Origin of the sequence: Steroidobacter agaridevorans (assembly GCF_009932555.1) — a bacterium.
Lineage (GTDB): Bacteria > Pseudomonadota > Gammaproteobacteria > Steroidobacterales > Steroidobacteraceae > Steroidobacter > Steroidobacter agaridevorans.
The window spans coordinates 30,200-47,355 of record NZ_BLJO01000015.1; the positions used below are offsets into that span (position 1 = coordinate 30,200).

Here is a 17,156-nt window from a genome sequence, read left to right on the forward strand (position 1 = left end):
ATGCGCCGGCCATTCATTGCCGGGAATTGGAAGATGCACGGCTCGCGCGCCCAGAACGCCGAGTTGATCGAGGGACTGCTGCTCGGGTTGCCGGGGCAGGTGCCGGTCGATATCGCCGTGTGTCCGCCCAATGTGTACCTGTGGGAAGTGGGGCGGCTGCTGAAGGATTCGATCGTGAAGCTGGGCGCCCAATCGGTGTGCGCCGAATCGATCGGTGCGTTCACCGGCGAAGCTTCGGCGGCCATGTTGAAGGATGTCGGTTGCACGTATGTGATCGTGGGCCACTCCGAGCGGCGTACGATTTATCGCGAGGACGACGCGCTGGTGGCGCGTAAGTTTCTGGCGGCGCAAGCGCAGGGTCTGATCCCGATCCTCTGCGTCGGCGAAACGTTGGAGGAGCGGGAGAAAGGGCAGACCACGCAAGTGGTGTCCCGGCAGTTGAAAGCGGTTTTGGATGTGGCGGCCCCCGGGGCGCTACAGCAGGCGGTGCTCGCGTACGAGCCTGTCTGGGCGATCGGTACGGGCAAGAACGCGACGCCGGAGCAGGCGCAGGACGTTCACGCACATATTCGCGCCGAGGTGGCGGCTCGTGATGCTAATATCGCGGCCCGTTTGCGGGTGCTGTATGGCGGCAGCGTGAAGGCCGGCAATGCGAAGGAGATCTTCGCGATGCCGGATGTCGACGGTGGACTGATCGGCGGCGCGTCGCTCAAGGCAGATGAGTTTTTGAAGATCTGCGCGGCGGGTCAAGCTCATTGAAGACCGGGCTCATTAAGAGCGGAATTGGAATCGTATGAACTGGTTACATTCGGCGGTGGTGATTTTTCACCTGTTGATCGCCGCGGCCATTGTGGCGCTGGTGTTGCTCCAGCGAGGCAAGGGCGCCGATGCAGGCGCCGGCTTCGGCGCGGGCGCGTCGGGCACGGTGTTCGGTGCTCGTGGCTCGGCGTCGTTCCTGTCTCGCACGACGGCGACGCTCGCAGCGTTGTTCATCGTGACCAGCTTGACGCTGGCCTATCTGGGCGGTCGCGCGCCAGATGCGCCGAAGAGCGTGATCGATCGCGTGAATTTGCAGGACAAGGCGCCTGAGCTGCCCGCCACGACGCCGGCGACGCCGCCTGCGAATCCAGCGAGCAATCAGGTAGTAGAACCGGCGGTAGAAAAGCCCGCGGAACCGGCCCCTCAACCGGCTCCGAGTGAACCGCCGAAACAGTAGAAGGTTTTTGAGCGAGACAAAGAAACTCGCAAGTCGATTTCAGTGCGGCTGTGGTGGAACTGGTAGACACGCTACTTTGAGGTGGTAGTGGAGCAATCCGTGGAGGTTCGAGTCCTCTCAGCCGCACCATTTATATTCGATAACAAAGAATTCACTTCCCGCCCGGGAGCGCGCCTTCCGCAGCCTCCCGCAGATGCTTGCCAACTGCCTGATTCAGCGTATCCTGCGCCCGCCTTCCAGCGGCGGGTGGCGTAGTCCAGCGTTGATTCGACTGCGCACAACTACCGCTGTTTTTCGGCTGTTTCGAGGGTTCTTCGCCGAAGAAGGCTGCCTTCGTGCAATTCTTATAGAACCCTTTTTGGACCGGCCTGATACAATGCGCGCCGCCGCCGGACCCGGCGCGTCAGCGACTTACGCGATGTTGCAGAACTACGTTCCCATCCTGATTTTTCTGGGCGTGGCCGCCGTGCTCGGCTCCGTGCTCATCGGCCTGGGCTTCCTGCTCGGCCCCCGCAAACCCGATGCCGAAAAACTCTCCGCTTACGAGTGCGGCTTCGAGGCTTATTCCGATACGCGCATGAAATTCGACGTGCGTTATTACCTGGTGGCCATCCTGTTCATCGTGTTCGACCTGGAAATCGCCTTCCTGTTTCCGTGGGCGGTCGCGCTCGACGCGGTCGGCATGGTCGGGCTCGCCGCCATGGGGGTGTTTCTGCTGATCCTGGTGGTGGGCTTCGTGTACGAGTGGAAGAAGGGGGCGTTGGAATGGGATTGACGGCTCCCACGGCGGAAACGCCGGACGCCGCGGTAACTCAACGCGGCTTCATGACCACCACGGTCGATTCGCTCATGAACTGGGCGCGCACCGGTTCGATGTGGCCGATGACTTTCGGTCTCGCCTGTTGTGCGGTCGAGATGATGCACGCGGGCGCGGCCCGCTATGACCTCGATCGTTTCGGCGTGGTGTTCCGCCCGAGCCCGCGTCAGTCGGACGTGATGATCGTGGCCGGCACGCTGGTGAACAAAATGGCGCCGGCGCTGCGCAAGGTCTATGACCAGATGCCCGAGCCCCGTTGGGTCATCTCGATGGGTTCCTGCGCCAATGGCGGCGGTTACTACCACTACTCGTACGCGGTGGTGCGCGGCTGCGACCGGATCGTTCCGGTCGATGTGTACGTGCCGGGCTGCCCGCCGAGTGCCGAAGCATTGCTGTACGGCATCCTGCAATTGCAGAACAAGATCCGCCGCACCAGCACGATCGCCCGTTGATTCGGGCTTAGGTTTAGCGAGAACTGGATGAGTTCACGTACCGAGACATTGGCCTCGCGACTGACGGCGCGCTTTGCTCAAGAGCTGCGTCCGCTGCCGGCGTTGCCCAACGAAGTTGCGTTCGAAGTCGACGCCGCCAACTTGATTGCTGTGTGCCGCGAGCTGCGTGACAACGCAGAGTTCGGCTTCGAGCAGCTGATCGATCTGGCCGGCGTGGACTATCTGGATTACGGCCGCGAAGAGTGGAACACGCTGGCATCGACCGCCACCGGTTTCAGCCGCGGCGTGAATCGCATCAAGGAACATGTCAGCGAGGAGACGAAGCAGCCGCGCTTCGCCGTCATCTATCAGCTGCTCTCGATTTCCAACAACTGGCGCCTGCGCCTGCGCTGCTTCACCAACGAAGGCGAGCCGCCGGTGATCGATTCCGTCTACGACGTGTGGAACAGCGCCAACTGGTTCGAGCGCGAGGCCTTCGATCTGTTCGGCATCATGTTCCGGAATCATCCGGACCTGCGCCGCATCCTCACCGACTACGGCTTCATCGGCCATCCGTTCCGCAAGGATTTCCCGCTGATCGGCAACGTCGAGGTCAAGTACGACACGGCCAAGGGCCGCGTCGTTTACCAGCCGGTGACCATCGAGCCGCGCACGCTCGTGCCGCGCGTCATTCGCGAAGACAACCGTTACGACCAGGTGCTCAAGGAAGTCCCGGTCGGCGCTGCTGCCTCGCCCGCGAATCGCTGAGTTCTGACATGGCAGACATTCATAATTTCACGCTGAACTTCGGCCCGCAGCATCCTGCCGCGCACGGCGTCTTGCGCCTGGTGCTGGAGATGGATGGCGAGGTCATCCAGAAGGCCGATCCGCACATCGGTCTGTTGCATCGGGGCACCGAGAAGCTCGCCGAGTCCAAGCCGTTCAATCAATCGATCGGCTACATGGATCGTCTCGACTACGTGTCGATGATGTGCAACGAGCACGCCTATGTGATGGCGATCGAGAAGCTGCTCGGCATCAAGGTGCCGGAGCGCGCTCAATACATCCGTGTGATGTTCGATGAGATCACTCGCATCCTGAATCACTTGATGTGGCTCGGTGCGCACGGCCTCGACATCGGCGCGATGACCGTCTTCTTGTATGCGTTCCGTGAGCGCGAAGACCTGATGGACTGCTACGAGGCAGTGTCGGGCACGCGCATGCACGCGACTTACTATCGTCCGGGCGGCGTGTATCGCGACCTGCCGGACACGATGCCGAAGTATCAGCCGTCGAAGTGGCGCTCGCAGACCGACGTGGATCGGCTCAACGAGCGTCGTCGCGGCAGCATGCTCGACTTCATCGATGACTTCTGCGCGCGCTTCCCCGCGAACGTCGATGAGTATGAAACATTGCTCACCGACAACCGCATCTGGAAACAGCGCACGGTGAACATCGGCGTCGTATCGCCGGAGCGGGCGCTGCAGCTCGGCTTCACTGGCGCGATGCTGCGCGGTTCCGGTATCGAATGGGACCTGCGCAAGAAGCAGCCGTACGAAGTGTACGACCGCATGGACTTCGACATTCCGGTCGGCGTGAACGGCGATTGCTACGATCGTTATCTGGTGCGCATCGAAGAGATGCGTCAGTCGAATCGCATCGTCAAGCAGTGCGTCGACTGGCTGCGCGCCAATCCCGGCCCGGTGATGCTGGAAGATCACAAGGTCTCCGCACCGAAGCGCGAAGAGATGAAGGGCGACATGGAATCGCTGATTCATCACTTCAAATTGTTCACCGAAGGTTACTGCGTGCCGGCGGGCGAGACCTACGCCGCCGTGGAAGCGCCGAAAGGCGAATTCGGTATTTATCTGGTGTCCGATGGCGCCAACAAGCCCTATCGCGTGAAGTGTCGCGCGCCGGGCTTTGCACATCTCGCTTCGCTGGAAGAGATGGTGCAGGGTCACTTGCTGGCGGACGTGGTGGCCGTGATCGGCACCCAGGACATCGTATTCGGGGAAGTCGACCGATGAGCGGCACGCAAGATCCAGGTTCCAACGACGGCGGCAAGAGCGCGCCGGAGTTGAATGAAATCGATACGGGTGAAGTCGCTCACGACGCGCCGCACGGTCGCAAGAGCATTCTGTCCGAGCATGCGCGCCATGAAATCGATCATTGGCTGACGAAGTTTCCGCCGGATCGCAAGCGCTCGGCGGTGATCGCGGCGCTACGCGCCGTGCAGCACGACATCGGCGGCTACCTCACCAAGGAATCGATGGACGCGGTCGCCGAGTACATCGGCCTGCCGCCGATCCAGGTCTACGAGGTCGCGACGTTCTATTCGATGTTCGAGACCAAGCCGGTAGGCCGCCACAGCATCTCGGTGTGCACCAACATCTCCTGCATGTTGTGCGGCGGCGAGGAAATGTTGTCGCACGTCGAGAAGCGGCTCGGCATCAAGGTGGGCGAGAGCACGCCTGATGGCCGCTTCTTCCTGAAGCGCGAAGAGGAATGTCTGGCCGCGTGTAACAACGCGCCGATGATGATGGTCGACCACGTGTACTTCGAGAATCTCACGCCCGAGAAGATCGACGAGATTCTGGATCGGCACAAGTAAGGTCGCGAGACTCAACAGCCATCGCCAACCATGACTGACGAATCAAACAAACTGCTGTTAGGCAAGTACGCGAGCAACTTCGTCTGCTTCGCGACGCTCGGTATGGAGCGTCCGTCGTCGATCGAGAGCTATCGCAAGACCGGCGGCTACGAAGTGTGGGAGAAGATCCTGCGCGAGAAGACGCCGAAGGAAGAGATCATCGAGCAGGTGAAGGCTTCCGGCCTGCGTGGCCGCGGCGGCGCCGGCTTCCCGACGGGCATGAAGTGGAGCTTCATGCCGCGCAATGCGCCGGGCCAGAAATACGTCGTCTGTAATTCGGACGAGAGCGAGCCAGGCACCTGCCACGACCGCGACATCCTGCGCTACAACCCGCATGCGCTGATCGAAGGTATGGCCATCGGTGGTTACTGCATGGGCGCCTCGGTTGGTTACAACTACATCCGCGGCGAGTTCCTCGATGAGCCCGTGCCGCGTTTCGAAGAAGCGTTGAAAGAGGCTTATGCCGCGGGCTTGCTCGGCAAGAATCTGCTGGGCTCGGGCGTGGACTTCGATTTGTTTTCGTTCGTCGGCGCGGGTGCGTACATCTGCGGCGAGGAAACTGCGTTGCTGGAATCGTTGGAAGGCAAGCAGGGTCGGCCGCGTTTCAAGCCGCCGTTCCCGGCGAACTTCGGCTTGTACGGCAAGCCCACGACGATCAACAACACGCAGAGCTATGCGTCGGTGCCGACGATTCTGCGCAAGGGGCCGAAGTGGTTCACCGAGCTCGGCGTGCCGAACGCCGGCGGCACGATGATCTTCTCGATCTCCGGCCACGTGAACAAGCCGCAGAACATCGAGCTGCCGCTCGGCATTCCGTTCAAGGACCTGCTGGAGATCTGCGGCGGCATCCGCAACGGTCGCAAGTTGAAAGCCGTGATCCCTGGCGGTGTGTCCGTGCCGGTCGTGCCCGGCGACGCGATGATGACCGCGACGATGGATTACGACGGCGTGCGCAAAGTCGGCTCGAGCCTCGGCACCGGCTCGATGATCGTGATGGACGACACGACGTGCATGGTGCGCGCTCTCGAGCGCATCTCTCGTTTCTATTACGCCGAGTCGTGCGGTCAGTGCACGCCGTGCCGTGAAGGCACCGGCTGGATGAACCGCATGTTGAAGCGAATGCTGGCGGGGCAGGGCAAGAAGTCCGATCTGGACATGCTGGTCGACGTCGCCAACAAGATCGAAGGCCACACCATTTGCGCCTTCGGCGACGCCGCCGCCTGGCCGGTGCAGAGCTTCATGAAGCACTTCCGGCACGAATTCGAATACATCATCGAGCATGGCCACAGCATCGTCGAACGCGATCGCCGTGCGGCCGCTGCTTAACGAGTGTGCGGCGACCAACCCGAACCGAATGAATCGACTACCCTGAGCCAGATGCAACCGATGCCCGTAAGACCATCTGAATCGAGCAACCGCCCGTCGGTGGCCTGGAAGGGTCAGGATTGAATATGAGTGACGAGGTCAATATTGAAGTCAATGGCGTGCCGATGAAGGCGCGCAAGGGTCAGATGGTGATCCAGGTGACGGACGCGAACGACGTGTACGTTCCGCGTTTCTGTTACCACGAGAAGTTGCCGATCGCCGCCAACTGCCGCATGTGCCTGGTGGAGGTGGAGAAGGCGCCCAAGCCGATGCCGGCGTGCGCTACTCCCGTCGCCGAAGGCATGAAAGTTTTCACCAAGTCGCCGAAAGCCATCGCCGCGCAGCGCGCCGTGATGGAGTTCCTGCTGATCAATCACCCGCTCGACTGCCCGATCTGCGATCAGGGCGGCGAATGTGAGCTGCAGGATCTGGCGATGGGCTTCGGCCGCGACATCTCTCGCTACAGCGAGCGCAAGCGCGTCGTCAAAGACAAGAACCTCGGCCCGCTCGTGTCCACCGACATGACCCGCTGCATTCACTGCACCCGCTGCGTGCGCTTCACGCAGGACGTGCAGGGATTCCAGGAGCTGGGCACCGTCGGCCGCGGCGAAATGACCGAGATCGGCACGTTCATCGAAAAGAGCGTCGATCACGAGCTGTCGGCCAACATCATCGATCTGTGCCCGGTCGGCGCGTTGAACAACAAGCCGTACCGCTATCGCGCCCGTGCCTGGGAAATGACTCAGCATCCGCTGATCTCTCCGCATGACGCCGTCGGCACCAACATCTACGCACACGTGCTGCGTGGTCGCGTGATGCGCATCGTGCCGCGTGCCAACGAAGACGTGAACGAGACCTGGATCGCCGACCGCGATCGGTTCAGCTACCAGGGCATCTACAGCGAAGATCGCCTCCTGAAGCCTTCCATCCGTGAGAACGGCGTGCTGCAGGAAACCGATTGGGAAACGGCGCTGCAGAAGGTTGCCGAGAAGCTGGGCCGCATCGCCAAACAACATGGCGGCGGACAGATCGGCGCGGTCGCTTCGCCGAACTCGACGTTGGAAGAGCTGTTCCTGTTGTCGCGCGTCGCGCGTGGCCTCGGCAGTGCGAACCTGGACCATCGTCTGCGTCGTTCGGACTTCCGCGACGAAGAGAGCGATCCGTTGTTCCCGTCCCTCGGTGTTTCGATCAAGGAACTCGAGACGGCAAACAGCGTGCTGGTCATCGGCTCGAACATCCGAAAGGAAGTGCCGCTGCTCGCGCACCGCATCCGCAAGGCTGCGCTGAAGGGCGGCAAGGTGTCCTTCATCAACGCGAAGCGTTACGACTATTTGTTCCCGGTCGCGGGTTATCTCGCCTCGAACGGCATCGGCTCGCTCGATCATCTGATCGCAGTGGCCGCCGCCGCGATCAATGCGAGCGGCAAGACCGCGCCGGCGTCGATCGCGTCGCTGGTGGGTCAAGCTCAGCCGAACGACACGCACAAAGCCATTGCTCAGCAGCTGAGCGAAGGCGAGCGTCGGTTGATCCTGCTCGGTGCGATTGCTCAGCGCGATCCGGCGTTCGCCGATCTGCGCCTGGTCGCGGGCGCGCTGGCTGAAGTCACGGGCGCGACGCTCGGTTATCTGCCGGAAGGCGGCAATGCCGTCGGCGCGCACATCGTCGGCTTCCTGCCGGGTCGCTCGATCGGTGGCGGGGCAATGTCATCGCCGGGCTTGAACGTCGCCGACATGTTCGCGGCCAAGCTCAAGGCTTACATCGTATTCGGCGCCGTTGAGCCGAAGCTCGATATCGCGGCCGAGAACGTGAGCGCTGCGCTGGAAGGCGCGGAGTTCGTCGTTGCGCTGTCGCCGTACTCGACTGCGGCTCAGTTCGCCGATGTGGTGTTGCCGATCGGCACGTTCGCCGAAACGGCGGGCACGTATGTGAACCTCGAAGGCCGCTGGCAGAGCGTGCCGGGCGCCGCATCGCCGGTGGGTGAGTCGCGGCCGGGTTGGAAGGTGTTGCGCGTGCTTGGCAATCTCCTCAACCTGCCTGGCTTCGAGTACACCGCGGCCGATCAGGTCACCGCCGATATTCGCAAGGCACTCGATGAAAGCCAGACGTTCACAGCCAAGCCGGTGACACGCACGTTGCAGGCGAAGGCGGCGGGTGCTCCGGTCGTGCGCGATGTGCCGATTTACCAGGTGGACGCCATGGTCCGCCGTTCGTCGGCATTGCAGAACACGCGTGAAGGTCGCGAAGAACGAGGAGTCGGCGCGTGAGTGGCGTTCCTGATTTCGTAAATACGCTGCTGCCGTTCCTGCCGGAATGGATCCGCGCCGTGGTTTTCTACGGCGTGGTCGCGTTGATCCTGTTCATCAGCGTCATTCTCACGATGGCGTTCCTGACGCTCGCCGAGCGTCGGGTCATCGGCTCGATTCAAGCCCGCATCGGCCCGAACCGTGTCGGCCCGGGCGGTTTGCTGCAGCCGTTCGCGGACGTGCTCAAGCTGATGCTGAAGGAAATCGTCGTCCCGACGGCTTCCAACAAGTTCCTGTTCATCATCGCGCCGCTGCTGGCCGTGATTCCTGCGCTCGCCGCGTGGGCCGTCGTACCGTTGTGGCCGGGCTTCGCGGTCGCCGACATCAACGCCGGTTTGTTGTATCTGCTGGCGCTCAGCTCGGCGGGTGTGTACGGCGTGATCCTCGCCGGTTGGGCAACCAACTCGAAGTACGCGTTCCTTGGCGCCATGCGCGCCGCCGCGCAGATGGTCGCTTACGAAATCGCCATGGGCTTTGCGCTCGTCGGCGTCGTGATGGCCGCGGGCTCGCTGAATCTCGGTGAGATCATCGAGCGGCAGTCGGGCGGCTACTTCAGCTACTTCTTCTGGTGGATGATTCCGCTGTTCGTGGTCTATTTCATCTCGGGCGTCGCTGAAACCAACCGCGCGCCGTTCGACGTGGTGGAAGGCGAGTCGGAGATCGTCGCCGGCTTCCACGTCGAGTACTCGGGCATGGCGTTCGCCGTGTTCTTCGTCGCCGAGTACGTGAACATGATCCTGATCTCGGCGCTGACCGCGATCTTCTTCTTCGGCGGCTGGCTGTCGCCGTTCGAAGGCTATCCGCTGCCGGGCTTCATCACCGCGCCGGGCTTCCACTGGCTGTTCCTGAAGCTGGCGTTCTTCCTGTTCTGTTACCTGTGGTTCCGTGCGACGTTCCCGCGCTATCGCTACGACCAGATCATGCGCCTGGGCTGGAAAGTGTTCATTCCGGTGACGCTGGTCTGGCTCGCCGTGCTCGGCGTGTTCTTCGCATACGACATCGGACCCTGGTCGAAATAAGGCGCTAGCACCGAGTAAGCCATGAAAACGCCTGCCAGTTTTTTCAAGACGTTCTTCCTGACCGAGCTCATCGTCGGTCTGTACGTGACGATGCGTCAGTTCGTCGCGCGTCCCAACATCACGGTCCAGTACCCGGAAGAGAAGACCCCGCAATCGCCTCGCTATCGCGGCCTGCATGCGCAGCGCCGTTACGCGAACGGCCAGGAGCGCTGCATCGCCTGCAAGCTGTGCGAAGCGGTGTGCCCGGCGCTGGCGATCACCATCGAGTCCGACGTCGCCGCCGACGGCACCCGCCGCACCACGCGTTACGACATCGATCTGTTCAAGTGCATCTTCTGCGGCTTCTGCGAAGAGGCCTGCCCGGTCGATGCCATCGTCGAGACGCGCATCCATGAGTACCACATGGAGAATCCCGGCGAGAACATCATGACCAAGGACAAGCTGCTGGCCATCGGCGATCGCTACGAAGCCATGATCGCGGCCGACAAAGCTGCCGACGCGAAGTACCGCTAATGTCCATCACCGAAATTCTTTTCTACGCGTTCTCCGGTGTGCTGCTGGTTTCAGCCATCGGCGTCATTACCGCGCGCAACCCGGTGCACGCGGCGCTGTTCCTGGTGTTCTCGTTCTTCAACAGCGCCGTCCTGTGGATATTGCTGGAAGCGGAGTTCCTCGCCATCGTGCTGGTGCTGGTCTACGTCGGCGCCGTGATGGTCCTGTTCCTGTTCGTGGTCATGATGCTCGACGTCAAGATTGCGGAGGTGCGGGAAGGATTCACGCGCTATGCGCCGCTCGGCATTCTGATCGCGCTGATCGTCGTCGCCGAGATCGGCAGCGTCGTGTTCGTGAAGACGCTCGGTCAGGAAGTCACGCCTGTCACGCAAGTGGCGGCGGAAGCCGGCTACAGCAACACCGGCGCGCTCGGTGAGCTGCTCTACACCAAATATCTGTATCCGTTCGAGCTCGCGGCCGTGATCCTGCTGCTCGCCATCGTGGCCGCGATCGTGCTGACCATGCGTCGCCGCGCCGGCCTGAAGCAGCAGGATATCGGTGCGCAGGTGTCGGTGCGTGCCCAGGATCGCATCCGTGTGGTGAAGATGCCTCCCGTGATCGAAGGAGGGGAGAAGCAGTCATGATTTCCCTGAACTTCGTTTTGATGCTGGCCGGCATTCTGTTCGCGCTCAGCGTCGCCGGCATCTTCCTGAACCGGAAGAACGTCATTCTGCTGCTGATGTGCATCGAGCTGATGCTGCTCGCGGTGAACTTCAACTTCATCGCGTTCGCGCGCCAGCTGGGCGACCTCGGCGGGCAGGTGTTCGTGTTCTTCATCCTTACGGTCGCGGCCGCCGAGTCCGCCATCGGTCTCGCCATCCTGGTGGTGCTGTTCCGCGAGCGTAAGAGCATCAACGTCGAGCAGCTCGACACGATGAAAGGCTAGTCCCCGGATTAACAAGAAATGATCTCGCAATCCGTACTCCTGACCATCGTTCTCGCCCCGCTGCTGGCGGCCATCCTCGCCGGCCTCGCCGGCAAGGTCATCGGCCGCGCCGGTGCTCATACCGTCACTATCGCGGGCGTCGCCATCGCGTTCGGCCTCTCGGCTTACGTGTTGAAGCTGTTGCTGGTCGACGGCGCGCCCATCGTGAATCAGACCGTCTACACCTGGCTGGTGAGCGACGGCATTCGCATGGAAGTCGGCTTCCTGGTCGACAACCTGAGCGCCATGATGATGACGGTGGTGACCTTCGTGTCGCTGTGCGTGCACGTCTACACCATCGGCTACATGAAGGAAGACCCGGGCTATCAGCGCTTCTTCGCTTATATCTCGCTGTTCACGTTCTCCATGCTCATGCTGGTGATGTCGAACAACTTCATGCAGCTGTTCTTCGGCTGGGAAGCGGTGGGTGTGGTGTCGTACCTGCTGATCGGCTTCTGGTACACGCGCCCGTCGGCGATCTTCGCCAACCTGAAGGCGTTCCTGGTCAACCGCGTCGGCGACTTCGGCTTCGTGCTCGGCATCGCCGGCGTCGCGTACTACACCGGCTCGCTCGACTACGCGACCGTGTTCGACGCGCGTGACGCGATCGTCGCGAACACGATGGAAATCTTCCCGGGCGTGGAATGGCAGGCGATCACGGTCGTTTGTATCTGCCTGTTCGTCGGCGCGATGGGCAAGTCGGCGCAGGTGCCGCTGCACGTGTGGCTGCCGGATTCGATGGAAGGCCCGACCCCGATCTCGGCGCTGATCCACGCGGCAACGATGGTGACGGCGGGTATCTTCATGGTGGCGCGCATGTCGCCGCTGTTCGAGCTGTCGGAAGTGGCGCTGTCGACGGTGCTGGTCATCGGTGCGACGACCGCGTTCTTCATGGGCCTGCTGGGCCTGGTGAACAACGACATCAAGCGCGTGGTCGCGTACTCGACGCTCTCGCAGCTCGGCTACATGACGGTGGCGCTCGGTGTGTCCGCTTACGCCGGCGCACTGTTCCATCTCATGACGCACGCCTTCTTCAAGGCGCTGCTGTTCCTGGCGGCGGGCTCGGTGATCATCGGCATGCATCACGAGCAGGACATGCGCAAGATGGGCGGCCTGAAGAAGTACATGCCTATCACGTACTGGACGTCGGCCATCGGCACGCTCGCGCTGATCGGCTTCCCGGGCACGTCGGGCTTCTTCTCGAAGGATGCGCTGATCGAAGCGGTGCATGCTTCTCACATTCCGGGCGCGACCTACGCGTACTGGTGCGTGTTCCTCGGCGTGTTCATCACTGCGTTCTACAGCTTCCGTCTGGTGTTCATGACGTTCCATGGTCCGGAACGTTTCCGCGAGGTGTCGCATGAGTCGCATGGCGAGAGCAACAGCACGCACCTGACGAGCGATGCGGACGCGGGTCACGAGCCCGACACACACGCCGACCATGGCGCCGCTGCTCATGGCCATCACGCGCCGGCTGGAGCGCACGCCGTCGCTCACGACGATCACGGCCATCACGGCCCGGTCGAGCCGCACGAGAGTCCGTGGGTTGTGACATTGCCGCTGATCCTGCTGGCGATTCCGTCGCTGTTCATCGGCGCGGTCACGATCGGCCCGATGCTGTTCGGCGATTTTTTCAACGGCGTGTTGTTCGTGAACGAGGAGCACAACGTGCTCGGCCACATCGGCGAAGAGTGGCACGGCCCGCTCGGATTCATTTTGCACGCGTTCCAGCAACCGGCGATCTACCTGGCGTTCGCGGGCTGGGCGGCGGCGTGGTTCCTGTACATCAAGCGTCCGGATCTGCCAGCGGTGATCGCGGGCAAGTTCTCGGCTCTCTATCACCTGTTCGCGAAGAAGTTCTACTTCGACGAGATCTATCAGGCGGTGTTCGCGCGCGGCAGCGTCGGTCTTGGCACCGCGTTGTGGCGGGTGGGTGACGTGGCCCTCATCGATGGTGCGGCGGTCAATGGCTCAGCGCGTGCAGTCGGCTGGCTGTCGGGCGTCATGCGTCGTCTTCAGTCCGGCTATCTGTATCACTACGCGTTCGCGATGATCATCGGCCTGTCGGTGCTCCTCGCGTGGTATGTGCTGCGGTAATTCAAAGTAAGAACCCGATATGTCGACGATTACCTGGCCCATTCTCAGTGTTTTGATGTGGCTGCCCATCGCCGGTGGTGTGGCCATGATCCTGCTCGGCGACAAGGGCATCGCAGCCGGTCGCTGGATTGCGCTCATTACCACCGCCGTCACGTTCGGCATCTCGACGTTGTTGTGGACGAACTTCGACACCACGACCGCGGCGATGCAGTTCGTAGAGGAGCGCACCTGGATCCCGCTGTTCAACTCCTACTACGCGCTTGGCGTCGATGGTTTCGCAATGCCGCTGATCGTGCTGACGGCCTTCATCACGCCGCTGGTCGTGATTGCGGGCTGGAGCGTGATCGACAAGCGCCCGGCGCAGTACTACGCGGCGTTCCTGATCCTCGAAGGCTTGATGATCGGCGTGTTCGCGTCGCTCGACGCGCTGCTGTTCTACGTGCTGTGGGAAGCGATGCTGATCCCGATGTTCATCATCATCGGCATCTGGGGCGGACCGCGCCGTGTGTACGCGACGATCAAGTTCTTCCTGTACACGTTCCTCGGCTCGGTGCTGATGCTGGTCTCGCTGATCTACATGTATCTGCAGACCTGCGATGCCGGCCAGTGCAGCTATGCGATCGCGGACTTCCAGCGCCTGCCGCTGGGCCTGAACGAGCAGTTGTTTATTTTCGTCGCGTTCCTCGCCGCGTTCGCGGTCAAGGTGCCGATGTGGCCGGTGCACACCTGGTTGCCGGATGCGCACGTGGAAGCGCCCACCGGCGGCTCGGTGATCCTGGCGGCCATCATGCTGAAGATGGGCGGCTACGGCTTCCTGCGCTTCTCGCTGCCGATCACGCCGGATGCGAGCGACACGCTCGACTGGCTGGTGATCTCGCTGTCGCTGATCGGGGTGGTGTACATCGGCTTCGTCGCCCTGGTGCAGCAGGACATGAAGAAGCTGATCGCGTACTCCTCGATTGCGCACATGGGCTTCGTCACGCTCGGCTCGTTTCTCACGTTCGAGTTGATGCGCGTGAACTCGGGCGACACGACTGGCGCTGCGATGGGCATCGACGGCGCGATGGTGCAGATGATTTCGCACGGCCTGATCTCCGGCGCGATGTTCTTCTGCGTCGGCGTGCTGTACGACCGCGTGCACAGCCGTGAGATCAGCTCGTACGGCGGCGTTGTGAACACGATGCCGATCTTCGCGGCGTTCATGGTGCTGTTCGGCATGGCGAACTCCGGCTTGCCCGCGACGTCCGGCTTCGTCGGCGAGTTCCTGGTGATCCTCGCCAGCTTCCGTGCCGATTTCTGGTACGCATTCCTGGCGGGTCTGACGCTGATCCTCGGCGCCGCTTACACCTTGTGGCTGGTGAAGCGCGTGGTGTTCGGCCCGGTCGCCAACCATCACGTCGCCGAACTGACGGACGTGAATGGCCGCGAGTTCCTGGTCCTCGGCGTACTCGCCTTGGCGGTGCTCGGACTCGGCCTGTGGCCCGCACCTTTGCTGGACGTGATGCGCCCCACGGTGGAAAACCTGGTGCAGCAGATCACCGTCTCCAAGCTCTGAACCTATCGAGCCTAAGTAGATGGAAGCAGTAGTAACAAACTTTGGTATGCAGGCTGCGGCGGCGGAGATCTTCCTGCTGACGGCGATCTGCGTGATCCTGCTGGTCGATGTGTTCCTGGACGACAGCAAGCGCTGGGTCACCTACGGACTCACGATGCTCACGCTGGCGGGCTGTGCGTTCGTCACCGTGAACTATGCGGTCGACGGCCGCGTCATCGCGTTCGATGGCATGTTCATCGCCGATCCGATGGGCGATGTGCTCAAGCTGTTCACCTACGGAACGGTCGCCGTGTCGTTGCTGTACTCGCGGGAGTACCTGCAGCGGAATGGCCTGTTCCGTGGCGAGTTCTTCATCCTGGCGCTCGTAGCGATGCTCGGCGTGATGGTGATGGTCTCGGCCGGCAGCTTGCTGACCGTGTACCTGGGCGTCGAGCTGTTGTCGTTGTCGCTGTATGCGATGGTGGCGTTCGATCGTGACTCGGGTGTCGCCGCCGAATCGGCGATGAAGTATTTCGTGCTCGGCGCGATTGCTTCCGGCGCGCTGTTGTATGGCTTCTCGATTCTCTACGGCGTCGCCGGCACGTTGCAGCTCGATGAGCTGGCGGTGGCGGTGCGCGAAGTAGGGGCGGGCAACCTCGGCCTGATCTTCGGCCTGGCGTTCGTCATCGTCGGCATCGCCTTCAAGTTCGGCGCCGTGCCGTTCCACATGTGGGTGCCCGACGTTTATCACGGCGCGCCGACGCCGGTGACCATGTTCATCGGCTCCGCGCCGAAGATCGCGTCGTTCATCCTCGCGATCCGCGTGCTCGCCGAAGGTCTCGATGCGATGGTCGCAAGCTGGCAGAACATGCTGATCGCGATCTCGATCGCATCGATGATCATCGGCAACGTGGTCGCCATCGCGCAGACCAATCTCAAGCGCATGCTGGCGTACTCGACCATCTCGCACGTCGGCTTCATCCTGCTGGGCATCCTCGCCGGAACGAACGACGGCTACCGCGCTTCGATGTTCTACACGCTGACCTACGTGATCATGGCGGTCGGCTCCTTCGGCATGATCCTGCTGCTGTCGCGCAAAGGCTTCGAAGGCGACCAGCTCGAGGACTTCAAGGGACTGGCCCGCAAGAGCCCTTGGTTCGCTGCTGTCATGATGATGCTGATGTTCAGCACCGCCGGCGTGCCGCCGTTCGTCGGCTTCTGGGCGAAGATCGCCGTGCTCGGCGCGGTGGTGAATGTGGGCCTGAGCTGGCTGGCGGCGGTGGCCGTGCTGCTGTCGGTCGTGGGTGCGTTCTACTACCTGCGCGTCATCAAGCTCATGTACTTCGATGAGCCGACCGACACCTACAACATCGAAGCCGGCGGCACGCTTCGCGCCGTACTGAGCGCCAACGGCGTGGCCGTGCTCGCCCTCGGCATTTTCCCGTCGGTATTGTTGGATCTTTGCGCTCGCGTGCTGCCGTAAGGCGAGAGCGCTAATCTCGAAATACGCCGCTGCCGGTTCTGTCTCGAGCCGCAGCGGCGCAACTTCTCTGGGCCGCGCGATAGAACAATAAAAGCCTATGAGGCGTGCGCGGTGTGGTGTTCCGCTAGAGCAGAAGGGTGTGGTGGCTGCAGGCGCGGGCGTGCTGAATCGCGCCCGGGTCGGGCCAATCGGATGCCGGCAAATTCAGGTAACCACTTGCCAGCGGGAATGCCGACAAGGTTGGTAGCGGGGGCAGGATTTGAACCTGCGACCTTCGGGTTATGAGCCCGACGAGCTGCCAGACTGCTCCACCCCGCAACAGGAGGGCGCGCATTGTAAGCGCCTCGCGACGAACATTACAAGCTAAATAATCGGCCGCGAAATCGTAAAGAAATCAGTGTGAATGTCCGTCGTTACGGCTGTAAATGAAGCCGACGGCGGCAATTTTCAAGGCTCGGGCGCGACAAGATCGGTCGGAGTTCCATACAAACACATGCAACCAACCCTCTACGAAATTACGCGCATCGGCAGTGGCCGTCTGGGCGTGATGGGACGACCTCGGTCCGGCGATTGGGCGTCCGATGAATTTGCCGGTCTGGCGCGGCTCGGTGTCACGGAAGTCGTCTCGTTGTTAGAGTCGGCGGAGGCGCGTGAACTCGGTCTTATCGAGGAGCCGGCTTACTGTGATCGCGTCCCTGGAAGTGGTGTACGAGTCGTGAGTTCTGGTTGGTTTGGACTCGTGCTCAGCTGACGACGGCCGA

The 17,156-nt window shown here is 62.0% G+C and carries 16 protein-coding genes and 2 tRNA genes; 17 read left to right on the plus strand and 1 reads right to left on the minus strand.

Annotated features, from left to right (window positions below):
• From tpiA to nuoN, 17 genes are all read left to right on the plus strand, one after another.
• Positions 1–759: a triose-phosphate isomerase gene (gene tpiA / locus GYH35_RS34045; RefSeq protein ID WP_161816445.1), complete on the plus strand. Its 759-nt coding sequence runs from the start codon at positions 1–3 to the stop codon at positions 757–759.
• Between the two features lie 34 nt (positions 760–793).
• The gene (gene secG, locus GYH35_RS34050; protein ID WP_161830707.1) at positions 794–1,216 is read left to right on the plus strand and encodes a preprotein translocase subunit SecG; all 423 of its coding nucleotides are present in this window, start codon (positions 794–796) and stop codon (positions 1,214–1,216) included.
• Positions 1,217–1,260: 44 nt separating this feature from the next.
• A tRNA-Leu gene (locus GYH35_RS34055) sits at positions 1,261–1,345 on the plus strand.
• A gap of 289 nt (positions 1,346–1,634) precedes the next feature.
• Positions 1,635–1,991 carry an NADH-quinone oxidoreductase subunit A gene (locus GYH35_RS34060; protein ID WP_129649367.1) on the plus strand — a complete coding sequence of 119 codons (357 nt, stop codon included), beginning with the start codon at positions 1,635–1,637 and terminating at the stop codon, positions 1,989–1,991.
• Positions 1,982–2,485, plus strand: coding sequence for a NuoB/complex I 20 kDa subunit family protein (locus tag GYH35_RS34065; protein ID WP_129778973.1), 504 nt, complete (start codon positions 1,982–1,984; stop codon positions 2,483–2,485). The genes GYH35_RS34060 and GYH35_RS34065 overlap by 10 nt, the downstream gene beginning before the upstream one ends.
• 27 nt (positions 2,486–2,512) lie before the next feature.
• Positions 2,513–3,232: an NADH-quinone oxidoreductase subunit C gene (locus tag GYH35_RS34070; protein ID WP_161816443.1), complete on the plus strand. Its 720-nt coding sequence runs from the start codon at positions 2,513–2,515 to the stop codon at positions 3,230–3,232.
• Between the two features lie 8 nt (positions 3,233–3,240).
• Complete coding sequence (locus tag GYH35_RS34075) at positions 3,241–4,494, plus strand: NADH-quinone oxidoreductase subunit D (protein ID WP_161830708.1); 1,254 nt, start codon at positions 3,241–3,243, stop codon at positions 4,492–4,494.
• Positions 4,491–5,078 (plus strand): NADH-quinone oxidoreductase subunit NuoE, encoded by a 588-nt coding sequence (gene nuoE / locus GYH35_RS34080; RefSeq protein WP_161816441.1) that lies wholly within the window; start codon positions 4,491–4,493, stop codon positions 5,076–5,078. Before GYH35_RS34075 ends, nuoE begins: the two co-directional genes overlap by 4 nt.
• Positions 5,079–5,108: 30 nt before the next feature.
• Positions 5,109–6,443, plus strand: coding sequence for an NADH-quinone oxidoreductase subunit NuoF (gene nuoF, locus GYH35_RS34085; protein ID WP_161816440.1), 1,335 nt, complete (start codon positions 5,109–5,111; stop codon positions 6,441–6,443).
• A gap of 125 nt (positions 6,444–6,568) precedes the next feature.
• On the plus strand, positions 6,569–8,746 hold the full coding sequence (gene nuoG / locus GYH35_RS34090; RefSeq protein WP_161816439.1) for an NADH-quinone oxidoreductase subunit NuoG: 2,178 nt from the start codon (positions 6,569–6,571) through the stop codon (positions 8,744–8,746).
• A gap of 38 nt (positions 8,747–8,784) precedes the next feature.
• Positions 8,785–9,804 carry an NADH-quinone oxidoreductase subunit NuoH gene (nuoH, locus tag GYH35_RS34095; RefSeq protein WP_161816473.1) on the plus strand — a complete coding sequence of 340 codons (1,020 nt, stop codon included), beginning with the start codon at positions 8,785–8,787 and terminating at the stop codon, positions 9,802–9,804.
• A 21-nt stretch (positions 9,805–9,825) separates the two neighbouring features.
• Complete coding sequence (gene nuoI / locus GYH35_RS34100) at positions 9,826–10,317, plus strand: NADH-quinone oxidoreductase subunit NuoI (RefSeq protein ID WP_129649169.1); 492 nt, start codon at positions 9,826–9,828, stop codon at positions 10,315–10,317.
• Positions 10,317–10,940 (plus strand): NADH-quinone oxidoreductase subunit J, encoded by a 624-nt coding sequence (locus GYH35_RS34105; protein ID WP_161816438.1) that lies wholly within the window; start codon positions 10,317–10,319, stop codon positions 10,938–10,940. Before nuoI ends, GYH35_RS34105 begins: the two co-directional genes overlap by 1 nt.
• Positions 10,937–11,242, plus strand: coding sequence for an NADH-quinone oxidoreductase subunit NuoK (nuoK, locus tag GYH35_RS34110; RefSeq protein ID WP_129649173.1), 306 nt, complete (start codon positions 10,937–10,939; stop codon positions 11,240–11,242). Before GYH35_RS34105 ends, nuoK begins: the two co-directional genes overlap by 4 nt.
• An 18-nt stretch (positions 11,243–11,260) precedes the next feature.
• Positions 11,261–13,378 carry an NADH-quinone oxidoreductase subunit L gene (gene nuoL, locus GYH35_RS34115; RefSeq protein ID WP_161816437.1) on the plus strand — a complete coding sequence of 706 codons (2,118 nt, stop codon included), beginning with the start codon at positions 11,261–11,263 and terminating at the stop codon, positions 13,376–13,378.
• Between the two features lie 19 nt (positions 13,379–13,397).
• Positions 13,398–14,933, plus strand: a complete 1,536-nt coding sequence (locus GYH35_RS34120) for an NADH-quinone oxidoreductase subunit M (RefSeq protein WP_161816436.1) — start codon at positions 13,398–13,400, stop codon at positions 14,931–14,933.
• A 19-nt stretch (positions 14,934–14,952) separates the two neighbouring features.
• Complete coding sequence (gene nuoN, locus GYH35_RS34125; RefSeq protein ID WP_202624989.1) at positions 14,953–16,395, plus strand: NADH-quinone oxidoreductase subunit NuoN; 1,443 nt, start codon at positions 14,953–14,955, stop codon at positions 16,393–16,395.
• 241 nt (positions 16,396–16,636) lie between these two features.
• Here the strand turns inward: nuoN and GYH35_RS34130 are convergent.
• Positions 16,637–16,713, minus strand: a tRNA-Met gene (locus tag GYH35_RS34130).
• Between the last annotated feature and the right edge of the window lie 443 nt (positions 16,714–17,156).

What these genes read in the sequence shown, in the direction of transcription:
- tpiA (WP_161816445.1), top strand. Translation starts at nt 1, where the DNA reads ATGCGCCGGCCATTCATTGCCGGGAATTGGAAGATGCACGGCTCGCGC.
- secG (WP_161830707.1), top strand. Translation starts at nt 794, where the DNA reads ATGAACTGGTTACATTCGGCGGTGGTGATTTTTCACCTGTTGATCGCC.
- GYH35_RS34060 (WP_129649367.1), top strand. Translation starts at nt 1,635, where the DNA reads ATGTTGCAGAACTACGTTCCCATCCTGATTTTTCTGGGCGTGGCCGCC.
- GYH35_RS34065 (WP_129778973.1), top strand. Translation starts at nt 1,982, where the DNA reads ATGGGATTGACGGCTCCCACGGCGGAAACGCCGGACGCCGCGGTAACT.
- GYH35_RS34070 (WP_161816443.1), top strand. Translation starts at nt 2,513, where the DNA reads ATGAGTTCACGTACCGAGACATTGGCCTCGCGACTGACGGCGCGCTTT.
- GYH35_RS34075 (WP_161830708.1), top strand. Translation starts at nt 3,241, where the DNA reads ATGGCAGACATTCATAATTTCACGCTGAACTTCGGCCCGCAGCATCCT.
- nuoE (WP_161816441.1), top strand. Translation starts at nt 4,491, where the DNA reads ATGAGCGGCACGCAAGATCCAGGTTCCAACGACGGCGGCAAGAGCGCG.
- nuoF (WP_161816440.1), top strand. Translation starts at nt 5,109, where the DNA reads ATGACTGACGAATCAAACAAACTGCTGTTAGGCAAGTACGCGAGCAAC.
- nuoG (WP_161816439.1), top strand. Translation starts at nt 6,569, where the DNA reads ATGAGTGACGAGGTCAATATTGAAGTCAATGGCGTGCCGATGAAGGCG.
- nuoI (WP_129649169.1), top strand. Translation starts at nt 9,826, where the DNA reads ATGAAAACGCCTGCCAGTTTTTTCAAGACGTTCTTCCTGACCGAGCTC.
- GYH35_RS34105 (WP_161816438.1), top strand. Translation starts at nt 10,317, where the DNA reads ATGTCCATCACCGAAATTCTTTTCTACGCGTTCTCCGGTGTGCTGCTG.
- nuoK (WP_129649173.1), top strand. Translation starts at nt 10,937, where the DNA reads ATGATTTCCCTGAACTTCGTTTTGATGCTGGCCGGCATTCTGTTCGCG.
- nuoL (WP_161816437.1), top strand. Translation starts at nt 11,261, where the DNA reads ATGATCTCGCAATCCGTACTCCTGACCATCGTTCTCGCCCCGCTGCTG.
- GYH35_RS34120 (WP_161816436.1), top strand. Translation starts at nt 13,398, where the DNA reads ATGTCGACGATTACCTGGCCCATTCTCAGTGTTTTGATGTGGCTGCCC.
- nuoN (WP_202624989.1), top strand. Translation starts at nt 14,953, where the DNA reads ATGGAAGCAGTAGTAACAAACTTTGGTATGCAGGCTGCGGCGGCGGAG.